Consider the following 16537-nt stretch of genomic DNA (forward strand, 5'->3'; position numbering starts at 1 on the left):
GCGCTTCACACCGCCACCCCGCGGTACGTCCGGACCGCGGCGGGAAGGAAGAACGCGACGTATCCCGCGCCCCCGAGGACAAATCCGAGGGCGAGGCTCGAGAAAGGCCCTCCGGCCAGGTATCCGACCACGAACCCGCACCATGTCACGGCCACCATCCCCATCCGTGCCCGGGTCACGACGGACTGCGCCTTGAAGATCCGCATGACCACGAGGTGCGGTCCGACGAGGCCGCCGCAGGCCGCGAAGCAACCCACCGCAGCGAGCGCGACGGCCAGCTCCCCGCGCTCGATGCCCGACGGGTGCACCGCCCCGGCTGCGGCGACGACGACCAGCGCGACTCCGAGCACCGTCGCGCCCCCCGCGGAGAGGAGGCCGAGACGTCGTGCGCGCCGGACGAGCGTGGCGTCGTCGGGCCGGTCGGCCGTGCCGACCGCGTCCGAGAGCAGGTTCAGCGCGACCGCGGCGAAGAGGACGTTCACGGGACCGTAGAGCGTCTGGCTGAGCCGGAACGCACCGATGCTCGCGCTCACGGAGAGCGCCCCGAGCACCAGGAGCGGCACCGTCGTCGCGAGCTGCGCGACGAGGAACTCGTACGCCTGGGAGCGCGCCCGGGCCCCGTACCCCGCGTACCGCGAGTACCGGTCCACGCGTCGGGCGGCCAGCGCGAGCGGGACTGTCGCGACGGCGTAGGCCGCGCACCACACCGCGTAGAAGGCCACGAGCGGCTGCGAGGAGCCGCTGACGAGGAGGACCGCGGGCACGAGCAGGAGACGGACCCCGTCCGAGAGCGCGACCGCGCCGTTGCGGCCCTGACCGATGCACCGGAAGCGCAGCCAGTCCTGCACGACGGGCGCGACGCTGAGGGACCCCAGCGCGACCGCTCCGCCGGCACCGAGCGCGGTCACGGCGAGGTCCGCCGCGGCGACCAGGACCGCGACCGCCCCCGCCGCGACGACGACGTAGCGGGCCGGGACCACGGCGTGCGGGTCCGTGCGCCGCTCGATGAGCGCGGGCTGGAAGAGGCCGCTGCGCACCAGGCCCGTACCGACGTTCAGCACCAGCAGCGCGAGGCTGAAGCTCGCGAACTCGGCGGGCTCCATGTGCCACGCGCCCAGGAGCACGACGAACGCGCCCGCCGCGCTGGCCGCCGCCTGGGAGAGGACGAGCGGGCGGGTCAGGGCCGTCGCCGGGGCCGCGAGCGAGCGGCGCAGCACGTCAGGAGGGGTCATGCGTCAGCCTCACGAGCCTGCTCCCCGCGAGGAGCGCGCCGAGGCGCGGCGCGAGCGGGGCCCCGCGCCGCCAGTACACGACGCCGATCCCGGTGTTGAGGACGGTCCGCCGCCACCGCCACGGCATGACGAGCCGCCCGAGCCGAGCCGCGGCGTCGGAGCGGCGGTCCGTGACGCTGAACCGCAGGTGCGTGGCCACGGGGTCCAGGCCCGCGGCCACCGCGTCGTGCCACCCCTGCTCGTCGGTGACGAGCACGTAGTCGGCGGCACGGTCCGCGCGAGCGGCGGCGTGCCCGGGGACGGACAGCACGGCCGTCGCCTCCGGCCGACGCCCCGTCACGACCCGATCCCCCATCGTGCACGCCAGGAGTCGACGGCGTCCCGTGGCACGTCGATGCGGACCACCTCGCCCGACCGCAGGTCCTCCCGGTAGCGCCGCGCCGCGTTCCGCGACGGCGCGCGCAGCCCGACGGACCGCGCGATCTCCCGTGCGCGGTTGTCGATGGACAGGACGAGCGTGGGCACGCCCCGCTGCATCGCCCGGATACCGCCGTGGAGCCGCAGGCCCACGTACGCGGTCCCCGGCTCGTCGAGCACCGCGTCGAAGTCCTCGAGGCGGGGGCCGAGCATCGTGCCCGTCCCGCCACGGACGCCGTCCACGTACTCGCGGTCGCCCGGGCCCTGCGGCCAGAAGAGGAGCTCGTCGAACCGCTCGGCGAGCGCGTGCACCAGCCTCCTGTCCGCCAGCGGGTCCTGGCTGTAGTCGGTGAACGTGACCACGACCCGCCGCTCGTCGGACGGGAGCGTCTGCTTCTCCACGCCCCAGAGCGTCGGACAGCTGGTGTGGACGGCGGGCACGCGCGCGCGGCGGAGCCGGGCGAGCGAGTACTCGTCGCGCACCGCCCACGGCACGTCGCCGGCGAGCGAGCGCAGCCACGCGGCCGAGACCGGGTCGATCCCGGCCCGCTGGTACTGCCACCAGCCGACGCCGAGGAACGTCAGCCGACCTCGGCACAGGTCGACGTCGTCGGCCGGCCAATGCCACGCGCGGCGGAACCGCATGTGGTCGGAGAGGAGGTTCGTCCCGCACGCGATCACGGAGCGCGCGTGCCGCAGGGCGGCCCGGTGCGTCGTGGTCAGCCGCCCGTGCATGGGCACGAGCTCGACCTCGTGGCCCTGCTCGCGCAGCGGCGTCACGAGCTCGGCGTCGACCGCCTCCGAGATGATCTGGTCGCCGACGTTCGTCGACGCCGCTCCCGGGTCCACCACCACGATCATCGGACCGCTCCCTCCTCGACCCTGCTCAGCCAGTCGCCGTACCGAGCACCGACGCGGTCCCACGTCGCCGCGCGCTCGGTCCACTCCCGGGCGCGGCGGCCGAGGTCCCGGTTCTCGTCGACCTCCTGGAGCGGGCCCAGCAGGCCCCCAGGACGGTCGACGTGGGCGACGACGGCCACGCCCGCAGCGCGCAAGGGCTCGGCCGCGTGGATCGTCGACGAGACCACGACGGGCACCCCCGCGGCGAGCATCTCGAGCACCGTGATGCTGCACGACTCCCAGCGCGACGGATGCAGGTACGCACGGCAGCCCGTGACGAGGAGCCACTTCTCCTCGCCCCGCGCGTTCCCGCGCAGCTCCACGCAGTCACCGAGCCCGAGGTCGCGGACCAGTCGAGCGGTCCGCTCACGACCGCCCCGGAAGTCGGGGCCCGCGAGCACGAGGCGCGGGCGCGGCGCGGGCAGCTCGGCCCAGCGGCGCAGGAGGTTGTCGATCCCCTTGTGGTCGGGGTCGTACCGTCCCATCCAGAAGAAGTAGTCGCCCCCGCCCACCCACCGGGGCACCTCGGCCGGGGACGGTGCGCCGTTGGGCAGCACGAGAGTGTCCCCGGACCGGCCGCCCGCCACGCCGTCCGCGAGCGGGCCCTCGGACGCGTAGAAGACGTGCAGCCAGTCGGCCCGACGCACGACGGAGGCCTCCGCGGCCCGTCGCGCGCCGGCGAGGTCGCGCAGGCGCGTCGTGACGCCCGGCTCGTAGACGCCGTGCGGCATGAGCACGACGACGGCGCCGCGCGCCCGGGCGCTGCGCGCCGCCGCGACGTTGCTCAGGACCCAGCCCTCGTGGAGGTAGAGGACGTCCCCCTCGCCGACCTCGCCGGCGAGGCCGGTCGGCACCCAGCTCGTGCGTCCGCGCCCCACGTGGGAGACGGTCCGGACGCACCCCCGCAGGTCGGTGGGCAGCTCGCGCGGGTCGGGGACGCTCGCGCACAGGACCACGGCCTCCCGGCCCGCCCGGTGGGCCTGCCGTACCCAGTTCTCGATCGACTCGGTCACGCCCGACGGGTGGGCCAGGAACCTGGCGTAGTAGTGCACGACCCTCATGCCGCCTCCATCACGACCGCGTGCACCGCGCGGACGATCCGCTCGGCCGCCGCCTCCGTCGACGGCACCTCGCCGTCGGTGCGCGGGCGACGGTCCTGTGCCGTGAGACGCAGCCAGGCGTCCGCGAGGTCGGTGGGCGTCGCGGGGACCGTGAAGAGGTCGGAGCCCTCGGTGAGGTACTCGATCTCCGGTGCGTGCCGCCCGGCGTCGCTCGTGAGCACCGGCAGGCCCAGCACCAGGGCGTCGACCGCGACGAGCCCGACCCGTCCCGGGTTGAGCAGCACCCGCGACACGGCCGCCGCGCGCGCCGTCCCCCGCGCGTCGACCTGCCCCAGCAGGACGACGCGTCCGGTCTCGGCGGCCAGGCCCTCGAACAGGCCCCGGGCGGGCCCGTCGCCGGCCACGAGCAGCCAGGCTGCCGGGTCGCGCCGGAGCACGGTCCGGGCGGTCTGGACGACCAGCTCCGGCAGCTTGTGCTCGTTCAGCGCACCGAGCAGGAGCGCGGCGCGCGCGTCCGTCGGCAGACCCACGGCCGCCCGGTACGCGTCGACCGCTCCCGCGTCGAGCGCGTCCCGCTCGCGGCGGAGGGTCCGGGTGTCCGTGCTGTTCCCGAACGAGGTCACCCGGTCGGCCGGCACGCGGGCCGTCTCGACGACGTGCCGCCTGCCCGCGTCGGTGTAGGTGAGCACGTGCCGCGCCCGGCGGTTCAGCCACGCCTCCCAGCGCTCCGCGAGGCCCACCTCGTCCGACGTGTAGGACGCGCCGTGGCCCCACGTCACGTACGGCCTCCCGCGGAGCGCCGCCGAGAGCGCGTCCAGGTTGCCCGCCTGCATCTCGGTGACGAGCACGGCGTCGCGCCACCCCGGCGGGACGACACGGCGGAGCAGATGCCGGCCGCCTCTCCCGACCCGCACGGTGCGCACCGGCACCTCCGTCGCCCAGGGTGGCTCGACCAGGTCGCCGCGCTCCCGACGGCGCCGCATCTGCTCGACGTCGCCGCCGTAGAAGACGTGCGTGTCCACCCGGACCTCGGCGAGGCCCTCGACCACGAGGCCGAGCAGCCTCTCGCGGTAGGCGGGGACGTACGGCTGCGTGATGACGACCCGCCGGCTAGTAGGCGCCGTCACGACCCACCACCGCTCGCAGCGTCCGCAGCAGGATGAGCAGGTCTCCCGTCACCGTCCAGTTCTCCACGTAGTAGAGATCGAGCCGGACGCTCTCCTCCAGCGTGAGGTTGTTGCGCCCCGACACCTGCCACAGACCCGTGAGCCCCGGCTTGACCAGCAGCCGACGGCCGATCTCGTCGTCGTACTGGTCGACCTCGAGCGCGATCTGCGGGCGCGGTCCGACGAGGCTCATGGACCCGCCCAGCACGTTGAACAGCTGCGGGAGCTCGTCGATCGAGTAGCGGCGGATGAACGCGCCGACCCGGGTCACGCGCGGGTCCTGCCTGGGCTTGTAGAACACCCCGACCGTGTCGGCCCCGAGGACGTCCCCGAGGTGCTCCTCGGCGTCGACGACCATCGAGCGGAACTTGAGCACCGTGAAGGGCTCGCCGCGCAGCCCGACCCGCTCCTGGGTGAACAGCACCGGGCCGCGGCTCGTGAGCCGGACCGCGACCGCCGTGAGGAGCAGCGGCACGGAGAACAGCACAATGAGGCAGAGCGCCCCGACCACGTCGAAAGCACGCTTCAGCACGTGCTGCGGACCGGAGTATCCGGGCGCCTCGACGTGGAGCAGCGGAAGCCCCGCCACGGGGCGCGTCCGGATGCGCGGGCCTGCGACGTCCGTGAGCGCGGGGGCGAGCACGAGGTCGGCACCCCAGGGCTCGAGGTCCCACGAGAGGCGCTTGACGGTCCGGGGCGTGACGAGGTCGGACCCGGTGACCATGACCGTGTCGGCACGGAGCGGCTCGACGAGACGGGCGGTGTCGGACACCTCTCCGACGACGGGCACGCCCGCCACCCTCTCGTGCGGCTCGACGGGTCCGCCGGGCACGCAGGCGCCGACGACCTCGTACCCGCTGTCCGCGGCCTCGCGCAGCCGCTCGACGAGGTGCGCGGCGCCGTCGCGGCCACCGACCACGAGGCTCCGGGAGCGGCAGCGGCCACGCCGACGCAGGCTCACGAGCCGCCGCCGTACCGCCCAGCGGCCCAGCACGAGGAGCACCAGGCCGACGGGGAGCGCGATCGCGACGTAGCCCCGAGCGAGGTCGTAGCGCAACAGGTAGGCCGCGATCGCGACGACTCCGAACACGGCGACGGTCGTGTTGACGACGCGCGCGTACTCCGGCGCCCCCGAGCCCAGGCTGCGGCTGTCCCGGGAGAACGCCGCCCGCAGCGCGCACCACCAGCCGACCAGCAGGCCGACCGAGATGGCGAGGTACCGGAGGTCCAGCACCGTCCCGTCGATCCCGTCGAACCGGACGAGATAGGCGGTCGCGATCGCCGCCGAGATGGCGAGCGCGTCGACCGCCGCCACGCGGCGAGACAGCCGCGCCTTCCAGCCCGGGCGTCGGTACGCGCCCAGGGCGATCCGGACGAGCTGCCCGGTGTCGAACGCCGGCACGTCTGCGGGCGTGCCCGCACCCTCCCGCTCGACCGTGCCGATCTCGTGGTCCTTCTCCAACGTCATGGTGCCCCCTGCGACGTCCTGGCGGCGCACGCGAGGTCCGACGGCGCGGCTGCCCGGGGGCGCGCTCGCGCCACCGTCCAAGCGGTGGCCTGGCGAGTGTCTCCGTCGCGGACCGGGACGTCTTCGTCACGGCGACGGCCGGTCGTCGGACGACCGGGGTGGTCCGAGGGAGTGCCCGCCGGAGCGGGCACCCCCGTCAGGCCTGGGTGCCGGTGGACCGGCGGCGGTTCCGCGCGACGACGACCGCGGTCGCGCCGCCGGCGACGAGGAGCGCTGCTCCGCCGAGGAGCAGCACGTCGTCGGAACCGGTCTGCGCGAGCCCGCCGCCCCCCGAGGTGGAGCCGCTGCCCGCGGAGCCACCGGCCGCGCCGGAGCCCGAGCCGCTCCCGCTGCCCGCGCCGTCCGCCGGGACGGCGACGATCTGCTGGCTGGAGAGCACCGTGCCGTCCGCGTCGGTCGCCACGAGGGAGTAGGTGCCCGGCTGCGACAGAGTGACCTCGAAGGAGGCGAACCCGTCGGTGGTGCTCTTCGTGAGCGCCTTCGTGCCCGCGATGGTGATCGCGCCGTCCGGGACGTCGGGCGACGAGATCGTCAGCGTGATCGTCGGGTTCCCGGCCGGGCCGCCCACCGTGACGGTGAACGACTCCCCGACGGCGGGTGTGGTGGTGGAGACGCCCACCTCGTACTCGTCGGCCTCGTAGGCGTTCGCGACGGCCGGAGCCGCGGCGAGCGCGGCGGCGAGGACGAGCGTGGTCGCGGCGTATCGGATCTTCATGTCAGAGGCCCCCTGCCCTGTCGACTGGTGCGGGAGCCCGACGTGGACGTCGTCACCGCGCCGTCCGTGCGCACGGGCCCCCGCCGTGTGCCTCTCCAGAAGAACACACCTCACGGGCACCCGGTAGCGGAGACGGCCGTTGTCTCATGCCTGGCACCAGGAGTTTTCCTCACGGAAACATCACCGCGCTGGTTCCGACCGCTCACGACCTCGTACGCGTAGGTCGCCGACCCCCCGGGGGCGAGCGCGACGGTCCGGCCTCCGACCACGAGGCCGTCGTGCACCTGGGCGAAGAGCCCGGGGTCGCCGTCGGCGCCGGACGACCCGCGGATCCCTCCGCCGGCCGGCGCGTAGACGAGGAGGTTGGTGCGGATCGTCCCGTCGCCGCCCGCGCCCAGGACGTACTCCGGGAGCTCGGCCGCCGCGTCCGCGGAGAGGGTCGACGTGAGCGTGACGCGGAGCGTGAACGCCTGGGAGCCGTCGGGCCGGCAGGTCACGTCGTCGAGCGCGACGCTCGAGTCGAGGTAGTACCCGGTCTTCGACGCCGTCGTCGCGTTGAGGTAGACGCCCACCACCGGGGAGGTCGGCTCGCCGCCGGCCGCGGGGCGCCGGCCCAGCAGCTCGCCGGAGAGCACCGTCCCCGAGAGACGCTCCTGCTCCGGGCTGCGCGCGGACCAGACGAGCAGCCGACCCTCCCGGGCCGACTGCGCGAGCGTCTCGACGACCCCCGCGGGGTCTGCGGTGCCCGCGGTGAGCGCGGCGAACACCTGGCGCGCCACGAGCCCCAGCACCTGGTCCTGCTCCGCCGGGTCGTCGTAGTCCCGGTAGACGCCGTTGAGGAGGTAGCCCGCGGCGTCGTCCCCCGTGAGGCGCAGCTCCTCTCCCCCCGGCGTCGTGACGGCGACGGGCCCGACCGCGCCCAGCACCCCGGCGAGCGCGACGGGGTCGACGGCCAGCACGCCGTCGACGTCCTCACCGGTGTGGCGGGCCCACGCCTCGCGCGCGACGCGCGCCGCGCGGGGGTAGTCGGGCGTCGAGGTGACGTTGAGCATGTACCGGCCGAGGTCGTCGCCGAACAGGGCCGCCTCCGCGCCGCTCAGCTCGACGACGCTCTGGTCCGTACCGAGGTCGCTCCCCGCACGGACGTCCACGAGCTCGACGCCGCCCGACTCCGCACGGAGGTGGAGCACCGAGCCCGCGATCCCGCCGGTCGCGCGCGGTTCCGCGTTGTTCTGCACGAGCACGAGATAGTCGCGGGCGCCGTCGGCCCCGAGCATCGGCGGGACGAGCTCGACCGCGCGCGCGGCGGTCGCCGTCTGCGAGGCGACGTCCCCGAGCTCGTCGCGGAGGTCGTCCACGGCCGACGCGAGCGGGCCCACGAGCGTCGACGTGTCGATGCTCGCGACGCTCGCGAACGACGCCGCGACCGCCCGGTCGGCCGCCACGACGCCGTCGCGCGCCTCGACGAGCGGGGCGAGGTCGACGGCACCGCCCGACGGCGCGACGACCGCAGGCGACGCGATCGCCACGGCGTCGGCGAGCCGCGGCAGCGCGTCCTGCGCGACCCGGTCGACGGCGCTCGTCACGTCCCCCAGGGCCCGCGCGTCGTCGCCGACGAACGGCAGGGCGCGCGCCACCACCCAGGGTGGGCCGTGCGTCGCGGCGGCCGCGACGGCCGCGGACCGACGCACCTCGTCGACGGACCGGCCGGCGTCCTCCCCGGCGCGCACCTGCTCCTGGAGACCCGGGAGCCGGGCCGCGACGTCCTCGAGCGCGGCACGGGCGCGCAACACGTCCGCGACGAGCCAGGCGAGCCAGACGAGGACCAGCACCACCACGAGCGCCACGACCGCGGCCACCCGTCGTCGGGTCCGCCGGGACGGCCGTCGCCCGGTCGACGCCCGCCGCGCGGGTCGTCCGCGCTCGGCCACCGGGGCCTCGTCGGACGCGACCACCGTCGCCGCCCCGGACCAGCCCGGGCCCCACCCGTCGTGCACCATGCCGCCCCCCGCGACTCGCCCCCGATGACACGACCCCGTCACGGGGCCGTCGCCCGCGCTACATTACCCAGACCCTCGACCGCAGGAAGGATGAACGGTGCTCTCGGTCCTCGTCGTCTGCACCGGCAACATCTGCCGGTCTCCCGCGGCCCAGCTCCTGCTTACCGCTGCGCTCGACGGCTCCGTCGACGTCGCCAGCGCCGGCACCGCCGCGGTCGTCGGTGCCCCGGTCGCCCCTCCCGTGGCGCGCCTGTTGGAGGACCGTGGCCTGGACCCCTCGGGGTTCGTGGCCCGCCCCCTCGACACCGCACTGGTGGCGTCCGCGGACCTGGTGCTCGCGATGACCCGCCGTCACCGGGCCGCCGTGCTCGAAATGGCGCCGTCGGCGTTGCGCAGGTCGCTGCTGTTCACGGAGCTCTCGGCGCTCGCGGAGCGCGTGGGCCCGTGGCCCGGCCGGGCGGACGACGCCGAGCGGCTCACGGAGGTGCTCGGCGTCGCGCCGCGCGCACGAGCGGGAGTCGACCTCACGCGCGAGGCGCCCGACGTGGAAGACCCGTACGGGCGCCCCGAGGAGGTCCACCGACGGGTCGTGGACCGCATCGGCGCGGACATCGCCCGGCTCGTCGCCGCGCTGCGGCGGTGACCGGTCCTCCTCCTTGCCCCCTGCGCACGGAGGAGGACCGTCCGTCCTCACGGTCTCCGGAGCACCGTGGGGACGACCGCCACGACCGTTCCTCGCCGACCGCGGCCGAGGCGGTCCGGGCGCTGCCGGCGAGGACACCGTCGCTGCTGCGGGGACGCCTGCGGGCCGCTGCCCGCACCGGGTCCCGCGAGCACTGTGCACCGCTGCGGGGATCGGTGCAGGCTGGACGCTCGACCAGGATCCGGCGGCTTGCGCGGTTCGGACCGGGATGCGTGCTTTTCGAGCACCCTTCGTCCGGTTTCATCCGGTGCGCGTGTGCCATGGGAACGCTCACATAGTGAGATCCGGCAGGGCTTCACCCGCCCCTCGTGTCGTCCCGCACGGGCTCGGCGGTCTCCGCGAGGTCCCGCGCCGCGGGCCCTATCCGGTACCGGCGGTCCTCACCCTGCACGAGCCACCGGTGGGCGACCAAGGTCTGGGCGATGCGGAACGCGCCCGGACGGCTCACCCCGAGAGACGCGGCCAGCTCGGCGAGGCGCAGCGCGCCCGCCGCGGCGACCAGCTCGACGGTGCGCACCGCACGCGACACGGAGGCCAGGACGTACGTTCCCCTGCTCGACATGCCTCGAACCCTAGGAGGCATCGTCCCGGCTCGCACCGGGCGAGGGACCTCGACGTCGGCGCTACCGTGCTGGCCCGCGAACGCGAACCGGTCGAGGATGGGCCCGGACCCGCACCGTGCACGCCGGAGGACGAACACCGTGGACCTCTCACCCGCGAACCGAGGACGACGCCCCACCGCGCGACGGCGCCCCGCGCCGACGCTCGCGGCCCTCGGCCTGGCGACGACGTGGCTCCTCGCCGGGTGCTCCTCCGGCCAGGACGTCTGGGCGGAGGCGATGGAGGACGTCGACGGCGTCGTGTCGGTGGAGTACCTGTCCCGGGACAACCAGCTCGTCGGACCCGACGACCACGAGATGACCGTCCGGCTCGAGGACGACCTCGACGTGGAGCAGGTGCGCCGGATCGCCGAGGCGAGCTGCGCGCGCGACGCACCTCTCACGCGCCTCACGCTCACCACCGCGGCGCCGGACACCGACGGGGCCGGGTCGGTGACCCTCCAGAACGCGGCGCCGTACGACAGCGCGTGCCTCGCCGAGGAGACGGTGGCCGGGTTCGCCGCCGCGAGCACCGCGATGGGTCGTCTGCTGCCGGGGTACGACGGCGACTTCTCCTCGCCGGGGTTCACGGCGGGAGCGGCGCCCTCCCCCGACGACCCCGACCGCGCGCTCGTCGTCGTGACGACGTCCGCCGAGCGCGCCCGCCTGCTCGACGCGCTCCGCGCGCTCCACGACGAGGGCGCGGCGCTGCCGCTCCGTTACGTGGGGTGGTGGGACGAGGACCGCGACCCGGGCACCTCGGCGACGAGACCTCTGGTGGCAGACCTCTCGCCCGACGCGGACATGGCGGTCCTGGCACCGTTGATCAGCGGGGCGTTCGAGCTCGGCGTGGACGACGTCGAGGTCACGGACCGCGCGATCACCGTCACCCCGCCGCCCGGCGCCGTCCCGGACGCCGCCGCGTGGCAGCACCTGGCCGACCAGGCCGCGGGAGCCGGCGTCGGGCTGGAGGTCGGGTCACCGAGCGAGCCGGACGCCACGACCGGCTGACTCCGGACGACCGCCGCCGGCCCGGGACCCGCGAGGGCTCAGCACGCGGCGACCCTTCCGAGGCGCTGCAGCACGGCGGGGGCGGACGGGTCCCGACGCCTCGGGCCGCCGGCGCACCCGGGACACGAAAGAGGCCGCCTCCGCGGGTGCGGGGACGGCCTCTGCTCGGTGGGCGATACTGGGTTCGAACCAGTGACCTCTTCGGTGTGAACGAAGCGCGCTACCACTGCGCCAATCGCCCGAGTGCGTGGTCGATACTAGCCTGAAACGGACCGGATCGAAAAACCGGCCCCGCCCTCACGGGTCGAGACGCTCGCGACGACGCCGCTCGAACAGGTCTCGCGCCGCCACGGAGAGCTCCCCTGCGGCCACGTCCGCGCCGTCGAGCCAGGTCACCGGCTGGACGTTGCGCACGGAGCCGGTGAGCAGCAGCGCCGACTCCCCCGCGGTCACCTCGTCGAGCACGGCGAACGGGAGCTCGCCGGGACGCGCCTCGCGCACGGGCAGACCGTCCTCCGCCGCCCACTCGAGCAGCAGCTCGCGCGTGATGCCCGCGAGGCAGCCCGAGGACAGGGGCGGGGTGACGAGCTCGCCCCCCCGCTCGACGAAGACGTTCGCCCCGGTGCCCTCGCACAGGTCGCCGGCCGTGTTCGCGAGGAGCGCCTCGTCGCCGCCCTTGCGCACGGCGTCGGCGAGCGCCACGACGTTCTCCGCGTACGACGTCGTCTTGAGCCCGGCGACGGCGGAGCGCTCGTTCCGCGTCCAGGGCGACCGCACCGCACGGCCGGCGGGACGGATGACCGCCGGGCCGACCGCGACGACGACGGTCTGCTCGCCGGGGGTGCGCCCGGACCCGAGCGGCCCGACGCCGGCCGTCACCGTGATGCGCAGCCGGCCCACCGGCCCCGCGCCGGCGCGCGTGCGCGCGTCGGCCTCGGCGAGCACCGCCTCGACGCCGTCGAGCACGCGGCGCTCGTCCGGCGCGTCGAGGCCGAGCCCGGCGGCGGACCGCGCGAGCCGGCGCAGGTGGCGCGTGAGCGCGAAGGCGCGCCCTTCGAACACGGCGCACGTCTCGAACACGCCGTCCCCGACGGTCACGCCGTGGTCGACCGCGCTGAGCGCGACCTCGCCGGGCGCCACGAGGCGCCCGTCGGCCCAGATCACGAGGTTCTCGGTCGTGCTCGCGGACGTCGGTGTCATGGCGGCAGGGGTGCTCATGGCTCCAGTGTGCCCGAGGCGAGGCCGACGAGGCGGCGCGCCTTGAGCTCGGTCTCCTCCCACTCGCGCGCGGGGTCGCTCCCCCAGGTGATCCCGGCGCCCGTGCCGAAGCGCAGCACGCCGTCGGACCACCAGAAGGTGCGGATCCCGACGGCGAGCACGGCCTCGTCGCCGTCGACCCAGCCGACGGCGCCGCAGTAGGGGCCGCGCGGCACGGGCTCCAGCGCGTCGATGATCCGCAGCGCGGACGACTTGGGCGCCCCGGAGACCGACGCCGGCGGGAAGGTGGCCTCGAGCAGCGCGGGCCACAGCGCGGCCGACCCTGCGAGCCCGGCGCGCAGGCGTCCCGTCACCGTGCTCACGAGGTGGACCAGACCGGGGTGCTGCTCGACCGCGAGCAGGTCGGTGACCTCGACGGTCCCCGGGGCGCACACGCGCTGGAGGTCGTTGCGCACGAGGTCGGTGATCATCACGTTCTCCGCCCGGTCCTTGGCGGTGAGCCCCGCGGGGGTGGGCGCGGTGCCCTTGATGGGTCCGGACGTCACCGTGCCCCCCGCGACCCGGAGGTACAGCTCGGGCGAGGCGCTGACGACCCACACCGGGTCGACGCCGGACCCCGCCGGCACGTGCAGGACGCCCCCGTACGGAGCGGGGTTGCCCCGGGCGAGACGACGCGCGAGGGCCCGGGCGTCGGGCTCGCCGCCACCCGGGCCGACGAGCGGGGCCGCCAGCACACGGCAGACGTTCGCCTGATAGACCTCGCCCTCCCGGACCTCGTCGCGCACGTGCGCGACGGCGGCCTCGTAGCCGGCCCGGTCCAGGGAGCTGCGCCACGCGGTCGGGTCGGGCCCGCGCCACGGGTCGGCCTCTGCTCCCGCGGGCGTGACGGCGTCCAGGTCCGACGGGGCGAGCCGCTCGGCGAACCGCCACGCGCGTGCCCGGCCGCCGCGGGCGGGGTCGTCGAAGTCGGTGACCACGAACCACGGCCCGTCGTCGGCCAGCCGCTCCGGCTCGCGCCGGAGGTCGACGCACTCGAGCACGCCGCTCGCGGCGCGCCCGGCGAAGCGAGCGAACCCCGGCGTGGGTGTTCTCCCAGGTCCTGGCACGGGACCACGCTACCCACGGCGCACCCTCCGCCCGGACCCCGGCCCCCGAGCACCGACCGCGGGCTCGGCGGGGCCGGTTGGACGCCGGACGCGAACGTGGACTAATGTCTGGGACGCGCCGGAACGCCGGAGGGCCGGGGGAAACGCTCCCCGAAGCTCCAAGGTCCGGCCGCGCGGATGTGGCTCAGTTGGTAGAGCATCACCTTGCCAAGGTGAGGGTCGCGGGTTCGAGTCCCGTCATCCGCTCGGAGGCCCACCCTCCTGCCGCCCTCGTGGTGGCGGAGGGCAGGTCGCGGTGGAGTGGCCGAGAGGCGAGGCAGCGGCCTGCAAAGCCGTATACGTGGGTTCGAATCCCATCTCCACCTCGCAACAGCACCACCCCTCTGGGGCGATTGGCGCAGCGGTAGCGCGCTTCCCTGACACGGAAGAGGTCACTGGTTCGATCCCAGTATCGCCCACGAGCACGACGAGAGAGGCCGCCCCGGCACCGTCCGGAGCGGCCTTTCTCGCGCCGACCATCACCTGGACCGGATGCACGGGACCGGGCGGAAGTCGGCTAGTATGTGCTTCGCGCCGATCACCACGGGGCTCGTGAGAGCCCTCGACGGACCGGCCGCGCGGATGTGGCTCAGTTGGTAGAGCATCACCTTGCCAAGGTGAGGGTCGCGGGTTCGAGTCCCGTCATCCGCTCGGAGGCCCACTCTCTGGCCCGCTCCCCCGGGAGCATGAGAGGACGCGTCTCAAGGTGGAGTGGCCGAGAGGCGAGGCAGCGGCCTGCAAAGCCGTATACGTGGGTTCGAATCCCATCTCCACCTCGTATGCAGCACCCGGGCGATTGGCGCAGCGGTAGCGCGCTTCCCTGACACGGAAGAGGTCACTGGTTCGATCCCAGTATCGCCCACCACTCGAAGGCCGTCCCGGCGCCGGGGCGGCCTTCGTCGTCTACTCTCGGCCCATGCCCGACCAGCGCCCCGCCCACGACGTCCTGCCGCTCGGCGCGGCCCCGCGTCCCACGACCGCCCCCGAGCTGCTCGCACGCCTGCGGCCGGCCGTCCTCGACGCCCTGGGCCCCGAGGTCGAGGGCGCGGCGGCCGTCCGGCTCGACGCCGACCTCGAGGGTGCGGACGTCTCTCGCCTCGACGTCGACCTCACGGGCGTCCGGGTCCGGGTCGGAGCGGACCGCCCCGCCTCCTCGTCCGGGCGCAGCACCTCCCCGACGGTCGACGTCGAGCACGTCCGGTCGCGCGAGGACGCGGTGGTGCGCCGGCTCCGGGTCGACGCGCACCCGCTCCTGGTCGACGACGTCCCCGTGGACGTCACGGCCGAGATCGAGGGGCTGCGCTTCCGCTGGGTCGAGGGCGCCGACGGGTCGCTCGCCGTCGAGGGCGTGGAGCCCGACGACGCCGCGCCCCTCGGCGGGCACGTCCGCGTCTCGGCACCGCGCGAGGCGGTCCTCGCCACCGCCCGGAGAATCGTCGCCACCGAGCTGCAGAACATCGGCCTCACGCTGGCCTCGCTCGACGTCGACCTCGTCGCGACAGGGCCGCGCACGATGTCGCTCCAGGCGTTCGCCCGCGTGCGCAAGGGACTGCTCTCGGCGAGCGTGCGCGCGACCGGGACCGCCGAGGTCGACGCGCGCATGGTGCTCACCGTCCGCGACCTCGAGCTGTCGAGCCGCAACCCCGTCGTCGCGGCGCTGCTCGTGGTGGCCCGCGGCGAGCTGGCGAAGGTCGAGGGGCGCCACGTCGACCTCGCGGCCGACCTGCCACCGGGGGTGCGGGTGGCGGACGTGCGGGTCGAGGCGGGCGAGCACCTCGCGGTGACGGCCCGGCTCGCCTGACCCCGGTCTCTTGTGGCGCTCCTCACACACACGTAGCGTCGAGGCATGTGCCGGAACATCACGACCCTGCGCGGCCTCGAACCGCCCGCGACCGACGAGGAGATCGAGGCGGCCGCGCGCCAGTTCGTCCGGAAGGTCACGGGCATCCAGCGCACGAGCGCCGCGACCGAGGAGCCGTTCGAGCGCGCGGTCGACGAGGTGACCGCGATCGTCGCGCGCCTGCTCGACGAGCTGCCCGAGCGCCGCAACCCGCCGACGACGGTCCCGCCCCTGCGGCGCGAGGAGGTCCGGGCGCGCATCGCCGCCCGCGAGGCCGCCGAGCGCGAGCACGAGCGGGCGCACGCGCTCGGGATCGCGCACACCCACTGAGGCGCGCCGCCACGGCGGGTGCGGCGGGGTCCCGACGGCGTCTAGGCTCGGAACCCGTGACCGACGCACCTGCCTCGCCCCCGCCCCAGGCACACCGGCCCGAGCCCGTGAGCGCGACCATGCGCCGGGCCAAGGCGGACGCGCGGTCGGAGCACGTGACGATCGGGCAGGTCCGCGAGGACGCCGCCGGGCGCGTCACCATCGACTGCTCGTGCGGCATGCCGCTCACCAACGGTCCCGACTGGACCGTCGACGAGCACATCCGCCTGCACCGGGCCGAGGCCCGCTACCTCGCCCTCAGCGCCGTCGCCCCCGCGGGGATGCCACGGCTCATCGCGGTCGACGCCGACCGCCTGCCGCGCGTCGACTGAGGGGCCGGGCGCGAACGTCCTAGAGCTCGTCCGGGTCGTCCCAGGACGTGCCCGACGACGCGCCGTCGATGGGCCGGCGCTCGTTCTCCGAGAGCGACTGCGGCGCCTTCGTCGCGTCTCCCCCGGTGAGCACGTCGCCGGACCCCTCTCCCTCGTCCTCGCGGCGCGGGGACAGCCGGGCGGACGCGATGTCGGACTGGTTGAGGTCGTCGCGGTGGTGTGCGTGGGTGCTCATGGCACGGGTCTACCAGGTCCGCCCGCGCGATGCACGACCGTCCGCCTCCGGGCGGGTCGGTGCGTC

The 16537-nt window shown here is 75.2% G+C and carries 17 protein-coding genes and 7 tRNA genes; 11 read left to right on the forward strand and 13 right to left on the reverse strand.

Annotation, left to right across the window (positions count from 1 at the left end):
- Positions 1-5: 5 nt before the first annotated feature.
- The 8 genes from BXA05_RS10510 to BXA05_RS10545 form a co-directional block, all read right to left on the reverse strand.
- Positions 6-1232 carry a hypothetical protein gene (locus BXA05_RS10510; RefSeq protein ID WP_143311122.1) on the reverse strand — a complete coding sequence of 409 codons (1227 nt, stop codon included), beginning with the start codon at positions 1230-1232 and terminating at the stop codon, positions 6-8.
- Positions 1219-1572, reverse strand: a complete 354-nt coding sequence (locus BXA05_RS10515; protein WP_061267236.1) for a hypothetical protein — start codon at positions 1570-1572, stop codon at positions 1219-1221. The genes BXA05_RS10510 and BXA05_RS10515 overlap by 14 nt, the downstream gene beginning before the upstream one ends.
- Positions 1569-2510, reverse strand: coding sequence for a polysaccharide pyruvyl transferase family protein (locus BXA05_RS10520; protein WP_076404930.1), 942 nt, complete (start codon positions 2508-2510; stop codon positions 1569-1571). Before BXA05_RS10520 ends, BXA05_RS10515 begins: the two co-directional genes overlap by 4 nt.
- Positions 2507-3610, reverse strand: a complete 1104-nt coding sequence (locus BXA05_RS10525; protein ID WP_076404931.1) for a glycosyltransferase family 4 protein — start codon at positions 3608-3610, stop codon at positions 2507-2509. The genes BXA05_RS10520 and BXA05_RS10525 overlap by 4 nt, the downstream gene beginning before the upstream one ends.
- Complete coding sequence (locus tag BXA05_RS10530; RefSeq protein ID WP_076404932.1) at positions 3607-4737, reverse strand: glycosyltransferase; 1131 nt, start codon at positions 4735-4737, stop codon at positions 3607-3609. The genes BXA05_RS10525 and BXA05_RS10530 overlap by 4 nt, the downstream gene beginning before the upstream one ends.
- Positions 4721-6244 carry a sugar transferase gene (locus BXA05_RS10535; RefSeq protein WP_083711792.1) on the reverse strand — a complete coding sequence of 508 codons (1524 nt, stop codon included), beginning with the start codon at positions 6242-6244 and terminating at the stop codon, positions 4721-4723. Before BXA05_RS10535 ends, BXA05_RS10530 begins: the two co-directional genes overlap by 17 nt.
- Positions 6245-6440: 196 nt before the next feature.
- Complete coding sequence (locus BXA05_RS10540; RefSeq protein ID WP_061267232.1) at positions 6441-7019, reverse strand: hypothetical protein; 579 nt, start codon at positions 7017-7019, stop codon at positions 6441-6443.
- 110 nt (positions 7020-7129) lie between these two features.
- On the reverse strand, positions 7130-8878 hold the full coding sequence (locus BXA05_RS10545; RefSeq protein WP_170963167.1) for a DUF4012 domain-containing protein: 1749 nt from the start codon (positions 8876-8878) through the stop codon (positions 7130-7132).
- A 238-nt stretch (positions 8879-9116) separates the two neighbouring features.
- Here BXA05_RS10545 and BXA05_RS10550 point away from each other — a divergent pair, with 238 nt between their 5' ends.
- Positions 9117-9662 (forward strand): arsenate reductase/protein-tyrosine-phosphatase family protein, encoded by a 546-nt coding sequence (locus BXA05_RS10550; protein WP_076404934.1) that lies wholly within the window; start codon positions 9117-9119, stop codon positions 9660-9662.
- Positions 9663-10017: 355 nt separating this feature from the next.
- Here BXA05_RS10550 and BXA05_RS10555 read toward each other — a convergent pair whose 3' ends face one another.
- Positions 10018-10284 (reverse strand): helix-turn-helix domain-containing protein, encoded by a 267-nt coding sequence (locus BXA05_RS10555; RefSeq protein WP_163187800.1) that lies wholly within the window; start codon positions 10282-10284, stop codon positions 10018-10020.
- A 139-nt stretch (positions 10285-10423) separates the two neighbouring features.
- On the opposite strand from BXA05_RS10555, the gene BXA05_RS10560 reads away from it, so the two are divergent.
- Positions 10424-11332, forward strand: a complete 909-nt coding sequence (locus BXA05_RS10560; RefSeq protein WP_076404935.1) for a hypothetical protein — start codon at positions 10424-10426, stop codon at positions 11330-11332.
- Positions 11333-11501: 169 nt separating this feature from the next.
- On the opposite strand, the gene BXA05_RS10565 is transcribed toward BXA05_RS10560, so the two are convergent.
- From BXA05_RS10565 to BXA05_RS10575, 3 genes are all read right to left on the reverse strand, one after another.
- Positions 11502-11573 (reverse strand) — tRNA-Val (locus tag BXA05_RS10565).
- A 56-nt stretch (positions 11574-11629) separates the two neighbouring features.
- On the reverse strand, positions 11630-12550 hold the full coding sequence (locus BXA05_RS10570; protein ID WP_240949322.1) for an aminotransferase class IV: 921 nt from the start codon (positions 12548-12550) through the stop codon (positions 11630-11632).
- Positions 12547-13656 (reverse strand): chorismate-binding protein, encoded by a 1110-nt coding sequence (locus BXA05_RS10575; RefSeq protein WP_076404937.1) that lies wholly within the window; start codon positions 13654-13656, stop codon positions 12547-12549. Before BXA05_RS10575 ends, BXA05_RS10570 begins: the two co-directional genes overlap by 4 nt.
- Positions 13657-13829: 173 nt before the next feature.
- Here BXA05_RS10575 and BXA05_RS10580 point away from each other — a divergent pair.
- The 9 genes from BXA05_RS10580 to BXA05_RS10620 all read left to right on the forward strand — a co-directional run bounded on the left by BXA05_RS10580 (position 13830) and on the right by BXA05_RS10620 (position 16236).
- Positions 13830-13902: transfer RNA gene (locus tag BXA05_RS10580), tRNA-Gly, on the forward strand.
- A gap of 48 nt (positions 13903-13950) precedes the next feature.
- Positions 13951-14021: transfer RNA gene (locus BXA05_RS10585), tRNA-Cys, on the forward strand.
- A gap of 21 nt (positions 14022-14042) precedes the next feature.
- Positions 14043-14114: transfer RNA gene (locus BXA05_RS10590), tRNA-Val, on the forward strand.
- 159 nt (positions 14115-14273) lie between these two features.
- Positions 14274-14346 (forward strand) — tRNA-Gly (locus tag BXA05_RS10595).
- A 54-nt stretch (positions 14347-14400) separates the two neighbouring features.
- Positions 14401-14471, forward strand: a tRNA-Cys gene (locus tag BXA05_RS10600).
- 14 nt (positions 14472-14485) lie between these two features.
- Positions 14486-14560: transfer RNA gene (locus tag BXA05_RS10605), tRNA-Val, on the forward strand.
- A gap of 51 nt (positions 14561-14611) precedes the next feature.
- Entirely contained in the window at positions 14612-15496 is an 885-nt protein-coding gene (locus BXA05_RS20065; RefSeq protein WP_076404938.1) for a hypothetical protein, read from the forward strand.
- 45 nt (positions 15497-15541) lie between these two features.
- A complete protein-coding gene (locus tag BXA05_RS10615; protein WP_034653086.1) occupies positions 15542-15865 on the forward strand; it encodes a DUF2277 domain-containing protein in 324 nt (107 codons plus the stop codon).
- Positions 15866-15921: 56 nt separating this feature from the next.
- The gene (locus BXA05_RS10620; RefSeq protein ID WP_306303318.1) at positions 15922-16236 is read left to right on the forward strand and encodes a hypothetical protein; all 315 of its coding nucleotides are present in this window, start codon (positions 15922-15924) and stop codon (positions 16234-16236) included.
- 19 nt (positions 16237-16255) lie between these two features.
- On the opposite strand, the gene BXA05_RS10625 is transcribed toward BXA05_RS10620, so the two are convergent.
- Positions 16256-16471 (reverse strand): hypothetical protein, encoded by a 216-nt coding sequence (locus tag BXA05_RS10625; RefSeq protein ID WP_021482368.1) that lies wholly within the window; start codon positions 16469-16471, stop codon positions 16256-16258.
- Positions 16472-16537 lie beyond the last annotated feature (66 nt).

Source organism: Cellulosimicrobium funkei (assembly GCF_900155925.1).
Lineage (GTDB): Bacteria > Actinomycetota > Actinomycetes > Actinomycetales > Cellulomonadaceae > Cellulosimicrobium > Cellulosimicrobium funkei.